The sequence below is a fragment of the Ruegeria sp. CL3 genome, from assembly GCF_056536505.1.
In genome coordinates this window covers 23,696-41,400 of record NZ_JBQFPT010000018.1, presented here as the reverse complement: position 1 = coordinate 41,400, position 17,705 = coordinate 23,696, and the positions used below count along the sequence as shown (strand labels likewise).

20 protein-coding genes are annotated in these 17,705 nt (G+C 55.8%); 7 read left to right on the top strand and 13 right to left on the bottom strand.

From position 1 onward, the window contains the following. Positions 1 to 20 precede the first annotated feature (20 nt). From ACR0NO_RS21015 to ACR0NO_RS20995, 5 genes are all read right to left on the bottom strand, one after another. Positions 21 to 458, bottom strand: coding sequence for a DUF6691 family protein (locus ACR0NO_RS21015; RefSeq protein ID WP_170681112.1), 438 nt, complete (start codon positions 456 to 458; stop codon positions 21 to 23). A 3-nt stretch (positions 459 to 461) separates the two neighbouring features. Continuing rightward, a complete protein-coding gene (locus ACR0NO_RS21010; RefSeq protein ID WP_480725451.1) occupies positions 462 to 896 on the bottom strand; it encodes a YeeE/YedE family protein in 435 nt (144 codons plus the stop codon). Beyond that, positions 896 to 1,105, bottom strand: a complete 210-nt coding sequence (locus ACR0NO_RS21005) for a YgaP family membrane protein (RefSeq protein WP_480725450.1) — start codon at positions 1,103 to 1,105, stop codon at positions 896 to 898. Before ACR0NO_RS21005 ends, ACR0NO_RS21010 begins: the two co-directional genes overlap by 1 nt. Positions 1,106 to 1,207: 102 nt before the next feature. After that, a complete protein-coding gene (locus ACR0NO_RS21000) occupies positions 1,208 to 1,882 on the bottom strand; it encodes a Crp/Fnr family transcriptional regulator (RefSeq protein WP_480725448.1) in 675 nt (224 codons plus the stop codon). Positions 1,883 to 2,067: 185 nt separating this feature from the next. Beyond that, positions 2,068 to 2,727, bottom strand: coding sequence for a GntR family transcriptional regulator (locus ACR0NO_RS20995; protein ID WP_480725446.1), 660 nt, complete (start codon positions 2,725 to 2,727; stop codon positions 2,068 to 2,070). 149 nt (positions 2,728 to 2,876) lie between these two features. On the opposite strand from ACR0NO_RS20995, the gene dctP reads away from it, so the two are divergent. From dctP to ACR0NO_RS20965, 6 genes are all read left to right on the top strand, one after another. Further along, a complete protein-coding gene (gene dctP / locus ACR0NO_RS20990) occupies positions 2,877 to 3,848 on the top strand; it encodes a TRAP transporter substrate-binding protein DctP (protein ID WP_480725483.1) in 972 nt (323 codons plus the stop codon). A 93-nt stretch (positions 3,849 to 3,941) separates the two neighbouring features. After that, complete coding sequence (locus ACR0NO_RS20985; RefSeq protein WP_170378218.1) at positions 3,942 to 4,484, top strand: TRAP transporter small permease; 543 nt, start codon at positions 3,942 to 3,944, stop codon at positions 4,482 to 4,484. Between the two features lie 5 nt (positions 4,485 to 4,489). Next, on the top strand, positions 4,490 to 5,806 hold the full coding sequence (locus ACR0NO_RS20980; RefSeq protein ID WP_170463731.1) for a TRAP transporter large permease: 1,317 nt from the start codon (positions 4,490 to 4,492) through the stop codon (positions 5,804 to 5,806). Next, entirely contained in the window at positions 5,803 to 7,059 is a 1,257-nt protein-coding gene (locus ACR0NO_RS20975; RefSeq protein WP_480725444.1) for a malonyl-CoA decarboxylase, read from the top strand. Before ACR0NO_RS20980 ends, ACR0NO_RS20975 begins: the two co-directional genes overlap by 4 nt. A gap of 5 nt (positions 7,060 to 7,064) precedes the next feature. Then, a complete protein-coding gene (locus tag ACR0NO_RS20970; RefSeq protein WP_480725443.1) occupies positions 7,065 to 8,579 on the top strand; it encodes a malonate--CoA ligase in 1,515 nt (504 codons plus the stop codon). A 185-nt stretch (positions 8,580 to 8,764) separates the two neighbouring features. Further along, positions 8,765 to 8,980 carry a hypothetical protein gene (locus tag ACR0NO_RS20965; protein ID WP_480725442.1) on the top strand — a complete coding sequence of 72 codons (216 nt, stop codon included), beginning with the start codon at positions 8,765 to 8,767 and terminating at the stop codon, positions 8,978 to 8,980. 16 nt (positions 8,981 to 8,996) lie between these two features. Here the strand turns inward: ACR0NO_RS20965 and ACR0NO_RS20960 are convergent, their stop codons facing one another. The 4 genes from ACR0NO_RS20960 to ACR0NO_RS20945 form a co-directional block, all read right to left on the bottom strand. Next, positions 8,997 to 10,286, bottom strand: a complete 1,290-nt coding sequence (locus tag ACR0NO_RS20960) for an L-fuconate dehydratase (RefSeq protein WP_480725440.1) — start codon at positions 10,284 to 10,286, stop codon at positions 8,997 to 8,999. Then, a complete protein-coding gene (locus tag ACR0NO_RS20955; protein WP_170720298.1) occupies positions 10,283 to 11,128 on the bottom strand; it encodes a fumarylacetoacetate hydrolase family protein in 846 nt (281 codons plus the stop codon). The genes ACR0NO_RS20960 and ACR0NO_RS20955 overlap by 4 nt, the downstream gene beginning before the upstream one ends. A gap of 15 nt (positions 11,129 to 11,143) precedes the next feature. Beyond that, positions 11,144 to 11,893 (bottom strand): SDR family oxidoreductase, encoded by a 750-nt coding sequence (locus tag ACR0NO_RS20950; RefSeq protein ID WP_480725437.1) that lies wholly within the window; start codon positions 11,891 to 11,893, stop codon positions 11,144 to 11,146. 143 nt (positions 11,894 to 12,036) lie between these two features. Then, the gene (locus ACR0NO_RS20945; RefSeq protein WP_480725436.1) at positions 12,037 to 12,903 is read right to left on the bottom strand and encodes a hypothetical protein; all 867 of its coding nucleotides are present in this window, start codon (positions 12,901 to 12,903) and stop codon (positions 12,037 to 12,039) included. A gap of 154 nt (positions 12,904 to 13,057) precedes the next feature. On the opposite strand from ACR0NO_RS20945, the gene ACR0NO_RS20940 reads away from it, so the two are divergent. Further along, positions 13,058 to 13,840 carry an IclR family transcriptional regulator gene (locus tag ACR0NO_RS20940; protein WP_480725434.1) on the top strand — a complete coding sequence of 261 codons (783 nt, stop codon included), beginning with the start codon at positions 13,058 to 13,060 and terminating at the stop codon, positions 13,838 to 13,840. Between the two features lie 100 nt (positions 13,841 to 13,940). Here the strand turns inward: ACR0NO_RS20940 and ACR0NO_RS20935 are convergent, their stop codons facing one another. The 4 genes from ACR0NO_RS20935 to ACR0NO_RS20920 all read right to left on the bottom strand — a co-directional run bounded on the left by ACR0NO_RS20935 (position 13,941) and on the right by ACR0NO_RS20920 (position 17,215). After that, a complete protein-coding gene (locus ACR0NO_RS20935; RefSeq protein ID WP_170681086.1) occupies positions 13,941 to 14,819 on the bottom strand; it encodes a DMT family transporter in 879 nt (292 codons plus the stop codon). Then, positions 14,816 to 15,535 (bottom strand): TfuA-like protein, encoded by a 720-nt coding sequence (locus tag ACR0NO_RS20930; RefSeq protein ID WP_170642204.1) that lies wholly within the window; start codon positions 15,533 to 15,535, stop codon positions 14,816 to 14,818. Before ACR0NO_RS20930 ends, ACR0NO_RS20935 begins: the two co-directional genes overlap by 4 nt. Next, positions 15,532 to 16,725 carry a YcaO-like family protein gene (locus ACR0NO_RS20925; RefSeq protein WP_480725432.1) on the bottom strand — a complete coding sequence of 398 codons (1,194 nt, stop codon included), beginning with the start codon at positions 16,723 to 16,725 and terminating at the stop codon, positions 15,532 to 15,534. The genes ACR0NO_RS20930 and ACR0NO_RS20925 overlap by 4 nt, the downstream gene beginning before the upstream one ends. 121 nt (positions 16,726 to 16,846) lie before the next feature. After that, positions 16,847 to 17,215, bottom strand: coding sequence for a hypothetical protein (locus tag ACR0NO_RS20920; RefSeq protein ID WP_480725430.1), 369 nt, complete (start codon positions 17,213 to 17,215; stop codon positions 16,847 to 16,849). Positions 17,216 to 17,705 lie beyond the last annotated feature (490 nt).

The following is a 17,705-nucleotide window of genomic DNA, read 5'->3' as shown; positions in this document are numbered from 1 at the left end:
TGTCTCCTCCGGGTCTCAATTCAGGTATCTGTTTGCAAATCAGGAGCCAGCGCCGCCTGCAGGCCCTTGGCGAGGGAAATGCCCACAATCAAGGCACCGACGAAAGCAAAGACCTCCCATCGGCCCGTGCCCAGTGCGGGCAATGCGCCGCCGGGGCAGAATCCGGCGATGCCCCAACCGATGCCGAACAAGGCGGACCCACCGACGAGCTTGACGTCGATCTTTCGCGCCGATGGCAAATGAAACGCAGGTTCAAGCACGGGTGCGGCGCGGCCGAAGACCATCTTGTAGCCGACAAAGGTGGTTATCAGTGCACCTCCCATGACAAAGATCAGGGACGGGTCCCAGGCACCAAACAGGTCGAAGAAATTCAGCACCTTGGCTGGGTTCGCCATGCCGGAAAGCGAGATTCCAACACCGAAGACCAGACCGATCAAATAGGTTGAGATGAGTTTCACGCTTTATCCTCCGAAAACGTGGCGTGTGACGAAAACGGTGGCAAAGGCGAACAGCATGAACGTTGCTGTGGCTGTGATCGAGCGAACGCTTAGTCTCGCCATTCCACACACACCGTGGCCCGAGGTGCAGCCGCCGCCCAGGGTCACACCGACACCGACAATCACACCGCCCAGAACAAACGCGGCAGTGGAGACCGGCACCTGTACCTGAGGCATCTGCCCAGACACTACCCACACCACCAAGGGGCCGGTTGCCATGCCGGCCAACAACGCAGCGCGCCAAGTAAAATCACTGGACGATGCAGGCCGCAACAGCCCGGCCAAAACACCGGTTGCCCCCATCAAGCGCCCAATCAGCAACATCAGCAGAACCGAGGCCACTCCAATCAGAACGCCGCCCGTCAGCGACGCCCAAGGGGTAAATGCTGTCTCGATCATCAGCAGTCCTGACATGTCTTGAGGCCAACGAAGCGGTAAAGCGGGCAGTTGCCGACAAAGGCCGTGAGGGTGAACACACCCGCCACGATCAATGCCAGCCAGAACAGGAGTCCGGCCCCCAGCACGCTCGTGCCCAAAGCAATGTATAGAAGCATCGCAGCAATCAGAATGCGCAATGCGCGGTCAAGTTTGCCCATATTTGTGGTCATGTCACACTCCGTCGGGAATCAGTGAGTTGACACTTGCACAGCGCGGATCACAGCTTTGGTGACATGGTCACCAAACGAACCAAATAAATTCAAAGTTTGAAGTCAGACCTCGGGCGTCGCCGATCTTGCCAAGCGTTCCAGCCCCTCGCGGTCGGTCAGGCAGACTTCGCCACGCGACTGTTCCACCCAGCCACGGCGTTGGAATTCCGCCAAGGTACGCGAGATCACTTCGCGCGCCGTGCCCAGCTCTGTACCCAACACTGCATGCGTTGCGTGTACGGTCTCGCCTACCCCTGCCAGCTCTAGCAGCCGCGAAGCCAGCCGTACGTCCATACGCTTGAACACGATATCGTCGATCAAAGTAAAGAGATCGGTGATCCGGCGAGAGTACGCTGTAAAGACGAACTCGCGAAACACAGGGGATTTCGCAACCAGATCGTCGAACGTTTGGCGCGGGATAGCTACCGCTGAAACGTCTGTCTCGGCAATGCCGTCGGCGGAATAGTCTTCAAAGGCCAGCATACAAGCCGTGGTTAGCACACAGCTTTCACCGGCATGAACACGGTAGAGGAACACCTCGCGCCCGGTCTCAGATTTCTGCTGAACCCGGACGGTTCCCTGCAACAGAAGCAAGAGATTGTCAGCCGTTTGGCCTGGCGCAAATATCTGCGTTCCTGCGGGAACGTTGACGATCTGGCTACCGCTGATCAGATCAGCGCGCACAGTATCCGGTAGGTGGCTGAGACCTTTGAACTCATCAATCCAAGAGTATTCCATAGCCGATAATCCTACCGTTTTGACTGCCGTAGCAATTGTGCCAGAACCGCGCCGCTGCTCAATGCGATATTTTGAATGTGAGGCGAACAACCGCGTTCTGAAACATGCCATTCCTGTCACATGGCATTTCCCCGTGCTGGAATAGAATTGGGCTGCGTGGCTGGAGGTGGTGAACTCCCGCCCTCTTATCGCTCGGTTGTGTTTTTTAGCGATGCCATCAGGTTATGAAACTTCTCGCCTTGTACGGCGACGTGGGAACGAAGGGCGTTGGCAGTATCGTCCGCCAAGCCGTCCTCAAGAGCGCGAACGATGTCCTCATGCTCGGACATCGACTGCGCCATGCGGCCACGAAATCGAAGCTGTTGCCGCCGGAAAGGTTTGAGGCGCCGATGCAGCTTGGAGGCCTCCTGTTCCAGAAACGAATTCCCGGACTGCTTGTAGATAATGCGATGAAACCGTTCGTTTTCGAGGTAGTACGTGTCTGGATCACCAGCATCGACGGCCTGCTGACATCTCGTGTTGGCGTCCGTCAGATCTTTCAGGGCGTCCTCGGAAATACGCATGGCGGCAAGTCGGCCGCAGACAGCTTCGAGCTCGGCCATGACCTCGAACATCTCCATCAGTTCGACCGGACCCGGCTGTCGCACAAAAGCACCACGGCGTGGAATGAGATCGACCAAGCCTGACAGCGCAAGTCTTTGAAATGCTTCTCTAAGTGGTGTTCTCGAGACTCCAAACTGTTCAGCCAGTTTGACCTCATCCAGACGGTCGCCATCTGAGAATGTACCGTCAAAGATCAACTCTTCCAGTTCCTGGGCGATATTATCGGCAAGTCGTAAGTCCATAGGATTATGTATAGGACTCAATCTACGAAAAATTCAAGAGCAATGATCTTGTATACAAAAAAGTTGACTAAAAAACAGAACCGGCTTAAGCATACCCTGACCCCGGTACGCCGGGTCGAACCAGGGAGGAAATAATGAAAACCATTTTTATGACAGCCGTTGCTGTAGCAGCGCTTGTATCTGCTGGCACGCTTGTATCCGCAAAAGAGCTGCGCCTGTCGCACCAGTGGTCCAACAAGGACATCCGTCACCAGGTCGCCCAGATCGTGGCCGATGAGGTTGCCGCCGCCGATGTTGATCTGGAGATTAAGATTTTCGGCTCAAAATCTCTGTTCAAACCGCGCGAGCAGTACAAGCCGCTCAGCCGAGGTCAGCTGGACATGACCGTTCTGCCGCTCAGCTATGCCGGTGGTCAGCAGCCCGCCTATAACCTGACTTTAATGCCCGGTCTGGTGAAAAACCACGATCACGCAGCGCGTCTCTCCGAATCTCCCTTCATGGAGTCGTTGGAAGAGAAGATGGCCGAGGATGACGTGATGGTTCTGGTCCATGGGTATCTGGCCGGTGGTTTTGCCGGAAAGGATAAGTGCATCACCAAGCCCGAAGATATCGCAGGCTTGCAGACCCGCGCAGCAGGTAAATCCTTTGAGCAGATGTTGGCCGGGGCCGATGCCTCGATCGCCTCGATGGCGTCATCGGAAATCTACAACGCGATGCAGACTGGTGTATTGCAGGCGGCCAACACTTCGTCATCGTCCTTTGTCAGCTATCGAATCTACGAACAGGTCAGCTGCTACACGCCAGCGGGCGACGTTGCCCTGTGGTTCATGTACCAGCCATTGCTGATGAACAAATCCACCTTCGACGGGCTGAATGAAGATCAACAAGCTGCATTGCTGGCCGCGTCTGAAAAGGCACAGACCTACTATCTGGAAGAAGCCAAGAAACAAGACGCAAACTCAGCCAAAGTCTTCGCCGAAGCGGGCGTCGAGATCGCAGAAATGAGCGCGGAAGACTTCGAAGCATGGCGCGCCTTGGCGCAGGAAACATCCTATAAGGCTTTCGTGGAAGAAGTGCCGGACGGGCAGGAGCTGCTGGACAAGGCTCTGGCGGTCGAGTGACCCTCTCTCGCCTGGGCGGCCCCGCTGCCGCCCGGCACTGATCTCAGTTCTGACTTTCAGACTTAATTGCATCTCAATCACTAGGAGACGCAAATGGCTGGCCATAGCTCTGCCGTTGCTTCCCATACCGGGAACAATCCTTTCCTTCGTCTTGTCGCTGCGCTTTCAACACTGGCCGGATGGTGTTCCGCAGCCATGATCGTTGCTGCCGTCGCCATCACCTGCCAAATGATCGTCGTGCGTTTTGTCCTGAATGGTTCGACCATCTGGCAAACCGAAGCGGTCATCTATCTTGTCATCGCCGCCACCCTCGTCGGTCTACCTTATGTGCAACGCCTGCGCGGGCATGTGAATGTCGACCTGATCCCGATCTCGCTGGCCCCGCGCCCCCGCTATTTTATGGCGATCCTGACCTCGGCCCTGTCCATCGCCATCGTCTCGGTCATGCTGTTCTACGGCTACGAGTATTGGCACTTCGCATGGGAGCGTGGCTGGAAATCCGACACCGTATGGGGTGTGCGGCTGTGGATTCCCTACCTGTCTATCCCGGTCGGCTTTGGACTGCTGCTGCTTCAGCTAATCGCTGACCTCGTCGCCGTCCTGCTTGGTATCGATAAACCCTTTGGTCTGGAGTAAAGCCGATGGATCCCCTTCTGCTCGGCGCCATTGTCGCCATCGCCACCATCCTTGTTCTGTTTTCGGGCGTGTCGGTCGCCATCGGTTTGCTGATCGTTTCAGCCGGGTTTCTGATTGTCTTCGACGGTCCGCGCTCGCTGGAACTGATGCCTGAGATTCTGTTCGGAAAGCTGGATAACTTTGCCCTTCTGTCGATCCCGATGTTCATCATCATGGGGGCGTCCATTGCGTCGACGAGGGCCGGAGCTGACCTCTATGAAGCCTTGGAACGCTGGCTGACCCGTGTACCCGGAGGGTTGGTCGTATCCAACCTTGGCGCCTGCGCTTTGTTCGCAGCCATGTCCGGATCTTCACCTGCCACATGTGCCGCCATCGGCAAGATGGGCATTCCCGAGATGCGCAAGCGCGGCTATCCCGACGGCGTTGCCGCAGGTTCCATCGCTGCAGGTGGTACGCTTGGCATCTTGATCCCGCCCTCGGTCACCATGATCGTCTACGGCATCGCCACCGAGACCTCGATTGGTCGCCTGTTTTTGGCCGGCGTGATCCCCGGCCTGATGCTGGTTGGTCTGTTCATGGCCTGGTCGCTTTATTCGACCTGGAAATCCGGTGACGCCACCCGTCTGGGGTCTGGTAGCTACACCTGGCGCGAACGTTTCGAGATCCTACCGCGGGTTCTACCCTTCCTCGGCATCATTCTGGGCGTGCTTTATGCAATGTATGGTGGGATCGCCACGCCATCGGAAACCGCTGCCGTTGGCGCCCTGCTCTGCCTGCTGATCGCAATGATCATCTACAAGCTGTGGAACCCCAAGGACATCTGGGTCGTGCTGCGCGACAGCACCAAGGAAAGCGTGATGATCCTTTTCATCATCGCCGCTGCCGGTGTGTTCTCGTACATGCTCAGTTCGCTGTTCATCACGCAGGCGATTGCCGAATGGATCGGTACGCTGGATGTGAACCGCTGGGTTCTGATGGGTGCGGTCAACGTGTTCCTTCTGATCGCCGGGTTCTTCCTGCCCCCCGTCGCTGTGATCCTGATGGCGGCACCGATCCTGCTGCCGATCATCACCACCGCTGGCTTCGACCCGATCTGGTTTGCGGTCGTACTGACCATCAACATGGAGATTGGCCTGATCTCGCCCCCTGTCGGCCTGAACCTCTATGTGATCAACGGCATCGCGCCCGACATCTCGCTGAAGACCATCCTGACAGGCTCCCTCCCCTTCGTAGCCTGCATGGTAATTGCGATTGTCCTGCTCTGCCTGTTCCCCGGTCTGGCCACCTGGCTGCCTGACCTAGTGATGGGAGCGGCGGTATGACCCTGCTGGCGGATCTTCTGTCCACCGTGTTCGAGCGGCGCTATCGCCGCTCGGGCGCGGCGGCCCTCGATGGCCGCCCGTTGACCGAACTGGCCGATGCTCTGGTCGGGTCAGCGGGCGAGACTTCGGGGCTGGCGCTGGCCGAGGAAATCCTGACCCGGTTCGACACTATGGGTGATGACGACAAGCTGGAGTTTTTCCGCTATATCGCCTTGGCCATGAATATCGACCCCGAGGCTGTTCGGTCGTCGCTGGATGAATACGAACGCGACCCCTCGAAAGCCACCTATCGCAGCTTTGCAGCTGCGGTGGAACCGGCCCGACAGGAATTGATCCGCCGATTGAACAGGGTGCCCGGTGCCACCGGCGCGCTGGTACAAATGCGTGCCGATCTGCTGCGACTGGGCGGGAAGGAGCCTGAACTGCAGGCGCTGGATTTGGATTTCCGGCATCTATTCGCCAGCTGGTTCAACCGTGGCTTTCTGGTGCTGCGCCCGATCAACTGGGAAAGCCCGGCGCATATTCTCGAAAAGATCATTGCTTATGAGGCAGTCCACGCCATCGACAGCTGGGATGACCTGCGCCGCAGGCTCGAGCCAACCGACCGGCGCTGTTTCGCCTTCTTCCACCCCGCAATGCCCGATGAGCCATTGATCTTTGTCGAAGTGGCGCTGAACCAAGGCATCACGGGCTCGGTCCAGGCGCTGCTCGCAGAAGACCGCGATCCGCTGCCGCAAGATCAGGCGGATACGGCTGTGTTCTACTCGATCTCGAACTGTCAGGCCGGGTTGGCCAGCATCTCGTTCGGCAACTCGCTGATCAAGCAGGTGGCCTCGGATCTGGCGGCGGAACTGTCGGGATTGAAAACCTTTGTCACCCTGTCGCCCATTCCGGGTCTGACCAAGTGGCTGACGCAGGAAAACACCGAATGGGACGTCGAAAAGCCCGATCAGATGAAGGCGCTGGCAGCGCATTACCTGCTGAACGCAAAGGGCCGGGGCAACATGCCTTTCGACCCGGTGGCGCGGTTCCATCTTGGCAACGGTGCGCTGGTTCATGCGGTTCATGCGGATGCCGATACGTCGGACAAGGGTCGGGCACAGTCCGGCGGCACCATGGTCAACTATCTCTATGACCTTAGCCGCGTGGCGCAGAACCACGAACAATTTGCCAATACCCGCGAGGTGAACGCCTCGACTGAGGTCAAATCGCTTGCCGCGTCCGCCTCTCTCACATCGACACAGGAAAGGTAATCCCTATGGCCAATCCTCTCTATGACGGTTTGTTCGGCGCTCACGCCGGCAAAGACACACCTTTTTTGCATCTGTTCGACGGTTCGGTGATATCGCATCAGGACTTTTTAAGCACCGCAGCGCAGATCGCCCACCTGACCACACAAATAGGCCTTAAGCCCGGCGACCGGGTTGCGGCGCAGATCGAGAAATCAACAGAAGCGCTGGCCCTCTATGCCGCCTGCGCGCAGGCCGGCCTGGTGTTTTTACCCTTGAATACCGCCTATACCGTTGATGAGCTGACCTACTTTATTGAAAACAGCGGTGCCTCGCTGATTGTCTGTGACGCCAAAAGCGAAGAGAAACTTGCCCCTATTGGCGCGCAACTGAGCGCGCGCGTAGAGACCCTGAACGCGGATGGCAGCGGCAGCCTGATGGAAAAGGCGTCGGTAATGCCTGTCAGCTTCGACACTGTCGATCGGGACGGCGAGGATTTGGCCGCATTCCTCTACACATCGGGCACCACGGGCCGGTCCAAAGGCGCGATGCTTACCCAGAACAACCTGTTGTCGAATGCCGAAACGCTCGTTGAAGAATGGCGTTTCACATCCGACGACGTGCTGCTGCACGCCCTGCCAATCTTTCACACTCACGGACTGTTTGTGGCAACAAATGTGTCACTGGCTGCAGGCAGCAGCATTATTTTCATGCCCAAGTTCGATCTGGACGAGATTATCCGTCAGATGCCCCAGGCCACGACGATGATGGGCGTACCCACTTTCTACACACGCCTGTTGGATGACGATCGGTTTACAAGGGAACTGGCCGAACACATGCGCCTGTTTGTTTCCGGTTCCGCGCCTTTGCTGGCGGAAACGCATGTGCAGTTCGAACAGCGTTCCGGTCACCGCATACTCGAACGCTATGGCATGACCGAAACCAACATGAATACGTCAAACCCCTATGAAGGGGAGCGTCGCGCAGGCACCGTTGGCGTGCCGCTGCCCGGGGTTGAGCTGAAAATCTGCGACTCTGATGGCAACGCTCTTCCGCAGGGCGAGATTGGAGAGATCGAGGTACGTGGACCAAACGTATTCAAAGGCTATTGGCAAATGCCGGAAAAAACCGCAGCCGAGCTACGCGAGAACGGCTTTTTCATCACCGGCGATCTGGGCCGGATCGATGAAGAGGGCTATGTCCAGATCGTAGGTCGAAACAAAGACCTGATCATCTCAGGTGGCTATAACATCTACCCCAAGGAGATTGAACTGGTGCTCGATGACCAACCCGGCGTGCTGGAAAGCGCCGTCGTCGGCGTCCCCCACCCAGACTTCGGAGAAACGGTTCTTGGCGTGATTGTCGCGGAACCGGGCGAGACCCCCAACCTTGAACAAATGCAGGCAGCGGTGTGCAACAGCCTCGCGCGGTTCAAACACCCCCGGAAGTTGATCCTGATGGATGAGCTTCCCCGCAACACCATGGGAAAGGTTCAAAAGAACATCCTGCGCGACCAGTACAAGGATATGTTCGTGGCCGCATGAGAGGCTACCGTTTTTCCGATCAAGCAATGCAACGTCGGGGTAACTGCGGCTTGCTCCACGTTCGCAAAAGCCCTGCGCGATAAATACGTTAGAGGCGACTTAGGCAAGTCCGTCGAAGCGTCTTGGCCAGTTCGCAGATATACATTTTTTCATAACCCGCATGACGAATCAGCTGGCTATCGGTCATGGTATGGTTCGAAAACTTGAGCCAATACTTGGATGGTGTCATGTATCGCGCATGGTGGGTCAAAGTTTCTTTCAGTAAACCGGCGTTGCGACAAAGCTGCGGTTTCGCCGAGCGCAAAAATACTGGCGGCCCCAAAGGCCGTTTTCCCAAATTTGAACGTATTGTATCTCCTTCAGGTCGGATAAAGCGCAGCCCGATTGATGTTTCTATTTGAGGCAAGCCATAGGGGTTTATTCCGCTGCCATTGGAGGCAGGAACCGGAATTCTCTGATACTGTCGGGCTTCATCTCGATCGAGAACCCGGGCTGCGACGGCGCCAAATAGGCCCCGTTCTTCACCACGCATGGGTGGATAAAGTGCTCATGCAGGTGATCGACATACTCGATCCGTTTGCTGTCCTTCTCACCCGAGATCGCGACATAGTCGATCATCGACATATGCTGGACGTATTCGCACAGGCCCACGCCCCCGGCATGGGGCCAAACCGGCAGATCGTACTTCGCCGCCATTAGCATGACTGCGAGCACCTCGTTCAGCCCACCCATCCGGCAGCTGTCGATCTGAACGATATCGATCGCGCCTTCCTTGATGAACTGCTTGAACATGATCCGGTTCTGGCACATCTCGCCCGTCGCCACTTTGACCGGTGCGACGCCCTCGCGGATCGCTTTGTGGCCAAATACGTCGTCAGGGCTGGTGGGTTCTTCGATGAAGAAGGGTCGCGCAAAGGACAGCGCTTTAACCCAGTCGATCGCCTGATCGACCTCCCACACCTGATTGGCGTCGATCATGATGTTCATGTCTTCGCCCAGTACTTCACGTGCGATGGTCAGGCGGCGAATGTCGTCATCCAGATCGCGGCCAACTTTGAACTTGGTATGAGTAAAGCCCGCCTCCTTGGCCTCATGGCAAAGGCGGCGCAGCTTGTCGTCGGGATAGCCCAGCCAGCCCGCCGAGGTCGTGTAGCAGGGATAGCCCTCGTCCTTCAGTTTAGCGATACGCTCCGCTTTGCCCGGTTCAGCGGCGCGGAGCATCGCTAACGCCTCATCCGGGGTGATCGCATCGGTCACATAGCGGAAGTCGATCAGGCGCACGATCTCTTCGGAGGTCATTTCGCTGACCAATTGCCAGACGGGTTTGCCGGCCTCTTTGGCCCACAGATCCCACGCGGCGTTCACGACCGCGCCGGTCGCTAGGTGGATCGCCCCCTTGTCGGGACCAATCCAACGCAGTTGGCTGTCGCCGGTGATATGACGCCAGAACCGGCCCATATCGTCGGTGATCCAGTCCAGCTCCAGCCCTTTGACCAACGCACCGAGGGCTTGGATCGCGGCCACACAGATCTCATTGCCGCGGCCAATGGTGAAGGTCAGCCCGTGGCCCTCATGCGCGCCGTCTGTTTCCAGCACCACATAGGCCGCCGAGTAGTCGGGGTCGGGGTTCATCGCATCCGACCCGTCCAGACTGTCCGAGGTCGGGAACCTCAGATCCTCGGTTCGAATGCCGGTTATCCGGGTCACTTGCTGGCCTCAACGGTTTGGCGCTGAACGCCCAACCCTTCGATTCCCAGCTCCATCCGGTCGCCGGGCTTGAGGTAGGTCTGCGGGTCCTGCCCCATACCCACGCCCGGAGGCGTTCCGGTTGAGATCACATCGCCGGGTTGCAGTGACATGAATTGCGACAAGTGCGAGATCACGGTTGCTACGTCAAAATGCATCGTTTTTGTCGAGCCGTCCTGATACCGGTGCCCATTCACCTCAAGATACATCGGCAGGTTCTGCGGGTCCGACACCTCATCACGCGTCACCAGCCATGGGCCGATGGGGCCAAACGTGTCGGCGGACTTGCCCTTGACCCACTGGCCCGAGCGGTGCAGCTGGAAGTCGCGTTCCGACAGATCGTTGACCACGCAATAGCCCGCGACATGGTCCAGCGCGTCCTCTACGGATACGTATTTTGTATGCTTGCCGATCACCACACCCAGTTCGACCTCCCAATCGGTTTTGACTGAGTTGCGGGGGATTTCCACAGTGTCATCAGGCCCCATGATCGCCGAGGTCGCCTTGAAGAAGATCACCGGTTCTTCGGGCAGGGCCATGCCAGATTCAGCAGCGTGGTCGGCATAGTTCAGGCCGATGCAAATGAACTTGCCCACATGCCCGACACAGGCTCCAATGCGCGGGGTACCTTCGACCTCGGGCAGAGCATCCACATCCAACGCGCGCAAGGCATCAAGCCCGGCATCCGACAACGCGTCGCCCGCTATATCGTCAATGACACCCGACAAATCGCGGATCACGCCATTTTCATCCATAAGGCCGGGTTTTTCTTGTCCGACCGGACCGTAACGCAGCAGTTTCATCTCAAATCTCCCTGATCAAACGGTCCAGCCGCCATCGATGGCGAAGGTCTGTCCGGTGGTGAATGCGGTCTCATCGCTGCCCAGATAGACGGCCAAGGCGGCAACCTCGTCTGCGTGACCGATACGGCCCATGGGCTGGCGCGCGATGAAGTCTTTCATCGCTTGCTCATAGTCGCCGGTGGCGCGCAGGCGGTCGTGTAGGCTGGGGCTATCTACGGTGCCAGGGCAGATCGCGTTGCAGCGGATGCCCTGCGTGATGAAGTCAGCGGCGATCGATTTCGTCAGGCCAATCACGGCCGCTTTGGACGCGCAGTACGAAAAGCGGTTCGGCACGCCTTTGATCGACGATGCGACCGAAGACATGTTGATGATCGAACCACCGCCATTTTCCAACATGCCAGGCAGAACCAGCTTAGCCAGCGTGTACATCGCCTTGACGTTCAGATCAAAGCTGAAATCCCACTGGTCGTCGTCGCAATCCAGAATGGACCCAGCCCCAACGAACCCTGCGCAGTTGAACAAAACGTCCAGCGCTCCGACGGTTGCGACGACCCCAGCCACGGCATCCGCATCGGTGACGTCCAGCTTCAGAGCCGTCACACCCTCGATCGCAGCCAGTTCCGCAAGCGTTGCATCATTGATATCGCAGGCAATCACCTGCGCGCCTTCGGCCACATATTTCTCGATGCTGGCGCGGCCAATGCCCTGCCCTGCGGCAGTAATCAGTGCTTTCTTTCCGGCCAGACGGCCCTGTGGTTTGGTCATGTCGTCCTCAATCCGTATGATAAACTTTGGTCATGGGTGCCCATTGTTTGTTTTCGCTGCGGCACAAATCAGTCGCAGGTGTGGAGCCATCAGGAAACCCACGCAGGTGATGGCGTTCTACGCCTTGGTTTGATGCGTCAAATTCAGCCATGAGATAATGTTCCCGAACCTCCCGCGCTTACAGCTAGCGGTTGGATTTTGCTCGTTTGGAAATTCGCAAACGTATCAACGGTGTCACTGTTTTCGCAGCCGTTAGTGTCCAAGAAACCGTTGTGGCCCGACCAGCAAGCGCGCGTGACCGACCCCAACGGCTGGCTCGTCACGCCGACATTGCCAGCGGCCTTGGACGATTTTGGATCGTTGGAGAACACGCCGCTGCCCTGCCGCTGCAGGTTAGGTGAGAGACTTCCCTCGATCACGTCCTGACCCAAATCGACCCTCATCTTCGAAGAGGTGCCTGTCAGAGATGCTTGCGCCTCATCAAGGCCAATCAACAACGGCAATGCTCGCCAGTCGGTGTTCAAGCTCACAATGCACTTATCGCTTTCGGCGACAGCCACCTCGTGGGGCTGGTAAACGAGGGCTTCCTGCGTGTTTGCATCATTTGTGCCGTAGAAGATCGCCTGATCCTTCACCTGTGGCCAGGTTTCGGAGACGGACAGAGCCTTGTTGCATTGCGCTTTATTCATTGCAGCCTGTTTCGCGCCTTCGGAGTTCGACTTGAGACAGCCCAGTTCCGAAACGTCAAACTGCGCGCACTGCAGCAGCAGAAGCTCGCCGTTCTTGGGAGGTGCATTAGTGTTGTTTGGTGCGAATTTGGAAATAGAGTCGTCCGAAACAAAACCGCCTATGTCGACATACAAACCTTCGTTTTTCTGTCCACCAATCAGCTTGGGTCTAAAAACAGCCTCGGGGAAAGACCTCCAGTCCGATTCGGCGTGCACTGCACCCGCGATCAGAATGACGCAGCTTGCAAGCAATCCATTGATTGTATGGGACGATTTCCTCACTTGCTTCTCCCTGATCTCGTTTTAGCGACTCTCCCGCATCGCTTTACTTTGTATTTAAAACTTTTATTTACTAATAAATCAACATTGACTCACACTGCAAATTCAAGTCACTTTGCCCACGCATTCGCCCGCAAGCGCGAATTGGGAGGAATACGTGTCGGCAACTTCAGAGAAATATCGTGCCCCTGCCCTAGAGAAGGGTTTGGACATCATCGAGTTGCTATCGCTGTATGCGGACGGGCTGTCGCAAGGTGACATTGCACGCGCTCTGGACCGGTCCCAAAGCGAAATCTACCGCATGCTGTCCACACTGGTGCGACGCGGTTATGTGATCCGGTCCTCTGACGATGATCTCTATTCGCTCAGCCTGAAAATGTTTGCGATTTCGCAAAGGTATCCTCCGGTCGAGCGGTTGCTTGAGATGGCGACACCCAAAATGCGGGCCGTAACGCGAAAGGCCTGGCAATCCTGCCATATGGGTATGGAGAGCAATGGAGACATAGTTGTTGTCGCTTCGATCGCCTCACCCGGGAACTGGGGTTTGGCGTTGCGCGTCGGAACCGTGATTGGCCTTGGGAATACCGGCACCGGCCGTGTTCTTGCAGCGTTTCGCAGTGACGCCGCCCTTGAAGACCTTCTAGACAATCACAGGCTTGCGCAAGGTGAGCCGGAATTGGATGTCGTTGAATTCAGGGAACATGTCGCCCGCATACGCGAATTGGGCTACGAGCGAATGCCGTCAGCCACAGCTGTTGGTGTGACGAACCTCGCCTACCCTGTGCTGGACCAAGAAGGGCAGGCAATCAGCGTTGTGAACTGCCCATTTCTGGAAAGGATCGATCAGCTTGAAGTTCCGGGAATTGAAGACGTACATCAACTCTACAAATCGCTGGCGGAAGAATTGACCAATTTCTATACGGGCAAGTCGCAAGCCTGACCTACCAGTCGCTTGTCACCATGGGATAAGGTCAGACAGGCTAGTACATATCCGTCCTGGTCCATGTGAGAAGAGGCTGTTTTCGCCAATAGTCGCATCTTTAGACAAGAGATGCGTCCTCTTTGGTTTTGTTGGCTAAAAGACCGCCAACTGTGATGAGACCAGCGCCTATCCAGCCCCACAAATCGGGCAAGGTATTCCAGATCAAATATCCGAAGAATACTGCCCAGAGCATTCCGGAATACTCAATCGAGGCCAGCGTACTAATTGGTGAGAAGGAACATGCTGACGTTCTGAAATACACACACAAAGCGCCACAAACACCCAGCAAGCCAACGAGCCAGATGTCGGAAGAACTTGGAACGTAGCTCCCATAGGGAACCAAAACAGCGGCTGCGGCAAAGACCATGAGATACTCATATCCAGCGATTGCTTCCGGTGTATCCCGTCTTGAAAGGGCACGCGCCGTGATTAAGCCGAGTGCGCTACACAACGCCGCCGCCAATGGAAAAAAGGCAGCCACGTTAAGACCTAGGCCCGGCGGGCGTATTAAAAGTAAAGCGCCCATAGCGCCTGAAACGAGTGCAAGTAGTTGTGGAAGTCCAGGATGTTCCCGAAACACAAGTGAAGACAAGACCATCGAAAAGATAGGCGCGACCATGAAGATCATAGTCACTTCGGCAAGCGGCAAGTTTTGAAGACCGGAAATGAAAAAGTACATTGTGCCTAAGGTCAGCACCCCTCTGGCCATCAATAGTGGCCATCTTGGTGAGGCCAATGATCCCCAGTTTCGAGGCGCAATAAATACAAAGAAAAACAAAAGGCCAAAGGTGCTTTCGAACAAGATGATCTGAAGCCCGGAATACGTCTCGGAAAGCACCTTGGCGACCGCATCCATCGCAGACATAAAAAACACGCCAAGCGCAAAGTAAGCTGGACCATTGGCGTAGAGTTGCGATGGTTTGAGGCGGGCGATCATGATGTGAGCTGATCAAATATCGACGTTCGCTCCAGCCGAAAGCGCGCAGTGAACGAACCAGGTGTGTCGCGTAGAAATGCGTTCATAGACTTAAGCATTTCGATCGCATCTATTTTTTTCTGATTGACCGTATTGTTCTCGAGCCATCGTTCAAGCCGAAGCAATTCATCGGGTTGCACGTTGTGCTGTTCGCCGAGGTGCAGCATATGTTTGTACGAGCGATTAGAGAAATACTGTTGATCCATTAGATTCAGTAGCTTATCGGCCGTTTCTTGGGAAATGACTTTGTTTTCCGAAGCAACCTCAAGTGTTGCTCTGATGTTTACAAGCGGCTCTGACAACGACGGGTATTTCAGTTCGGCGGGTCCGTGATTCAAGGCGACCTCGTCGTCACGCGTTAATCGACCGTCGCGGTATTCCTCAAAGATGCGACCTACCCCTTTCATGCCAAAACTATGCAGTTCCGCCGCCCGCAACGCGCCCATGCTGGAGCTGCCGAATACATGTACACCCTGGTCAAGCGCCCAAAGTATTTCCTTGTGCAACACAGACGGTGTGAACTGAAAATAGCCGTCAATTATTCCTATGGCGCGTGGCTTTCGCGCGACCGCATTCAATACATCCCCCTGAGCCGCCGGCGGTAGATACTCAGCGGTCAAAATCTGTTTGGCTTCACTTTCGTGAATGGTGGGGCCGCAGAAAACAAAAACGGTCATTGCATTAACTCTGATGCGTTTTTTGCACGTAAGCCCGGCGTATAGCGCGGGTCGTCATGCGGTCCTTCCAACCCGGGAACGAGCACCCGAACAACTGCGATGTGATCGGAGACATAGTCGGCTGTAATGTCGATGAAGCAGGCACCGTCCAGTCCAGCGGCAGTCAACCGCGATTTGAGCCAAACAAGATCTCCCTCGGGAGATTTGCTTTCATAGGACTGCCTGGAGTCAAAACTCTGGCTTCCAGGTCGGGCAATCGTTTCTTGGAACTTCATCTCAGTGTAGTAGTCTGAGTGCAGATCATCACGAGCACCTGTGATCAATGTCAGCCGTTCCTGCGCAGCTTCTGTTAGGGCGCGCGAGAGCGCGATCTGCCGACAAGGGTGACACCCTGCGCCGACAGATGGGCGCGAGAGAAGTACCGGCACGTTTCCGTTTTCACATGCCCATACCAAGTAGGCGGGCACGCCGATCTCCGTCGTAACGTCCCAAATCGCCAAACTTATGTCGGCGTCTTTGAACTTGCGTAGGGTCTGGCACAAACCGAGATCTTCTATAGTCCGTTGATCAATCCGACGTGCATCACGCTCTTGCCACGGCAAACGCGACCATAGCGCAACAGCATCCCGTTCGATCACCTCGCACAAGCCGTGTATCTTTGCCTCGGAAAGTGAGTTCCCCGAGGCCAGACCGTTGGAACTAGACAGGAAGAACCCGCTCCCGGGTGGCAGAGGGCGTGTGTAGTTTGTATGAACCAATTCGTAGGGAACCCACACATTTCCGGAACCCGTAAATAGTTGCATTTCAATCCAGAGGTTCGGTGCGAAAGGATCAAACTCCACCTCATAGCTAAGTGGCAACTGATCAACTGGCAAAACACTGTGTGTGTATCTGATATCTTCAAGGCTCGCGAGTATGACCGGAGCCAAAATGCGTTCCGCGTGGAAAATCTCGATGGACTCCATCACGGCAGAAGCGACCGCAGCGTCATATGTCACGCCCTTCCCTTGAGAAACGGCCATTGATCGCGAGTTTGGCCTGCACACGACGGTTGTCGGTAGCCCAACACGATCAAGCCCCGTGACATCCGCTATACGCGTGATGCCAAAAACCGGAAACAGGTCCCGCAAAAGCTCAACCGTTTGCTTCGGTGAGCGAATGCGATGAGTCCCATCAAAATACTGTTTCAAACCAAGTTCTCACGCGACTGGGAAAAACCTATCAGTGCGCGCAATTAAGATTCTTACTGCGCGACACGAATGTTGGCTCAAAAGCTTGAGCCAACACTCAAATACGTTGCTTGGACTGGTTTTAAGCAGTTGGTTGAATCTTCGCTCCGAATTGGGCCGGATCAATCTTTGCTCCCAGCTGAGATGGGTCAATTTTGGCTCCGTGTTGGCCGGGGTCAATCTTGGCACCAATTTGGCCTGGATCGATCTTGGCCCCGATTTGGCCCGGATCAATCTTTGCTCCCAGCTGAGACGGGTCAATTTTGGCTCCATGCTGACCGGGGTCAATCTTGGCACCGACCTGCGAAGGGTCACCGTGGCATACGTCTTCGGTAGTGATCACAGATTGGCGATGTGCAGAATTGGTACCGGGCTGAGCAAAAACTCCGGATTGATCGATGGTGATCAGACGGCCATCAGGCGCACGAACAGTTCTTTTTTTTTCAAACATTTAATTTCTCCCTTTGCTGGAATCTTCGTTCTAATTTTTTGCGCTTCAAGAACCAGAGCGCGCCATTCCCTAACATAGAATTTGCATGATCACCAAGGCGCATGACGGGCGCTATCCCAGATGAGTTGGAATGAGAAACCATGGTGAGGCCAATACAAAAGGCGTCGGTTTGACCAGTTTTGGTGTCTTTTGAAACCGCAAGCATTCATGAAGCAAAAGAAAAGCAGTTTTTTGACGTTCATTCTTTGCGTGACACCAACAAGCGCCATCAGCAAAAACCGTGTACTCAAACTTTTCTAGAAATGACCTAGTTCTCTAGCATTGGTAGCGGTCTGTTCAACTGCAAGTCGACTCGTTTTTAACACCACAAACAAAAACCCAAATGGTCTGCGGAAACTGTTTGCTTGGTACTAGAGGTTTCGTTTGCAGCGCAAGCGCAGACCGCGATGTGAAACAAACTGCATGTCGTCCAAACCCCGTGAACCAAACG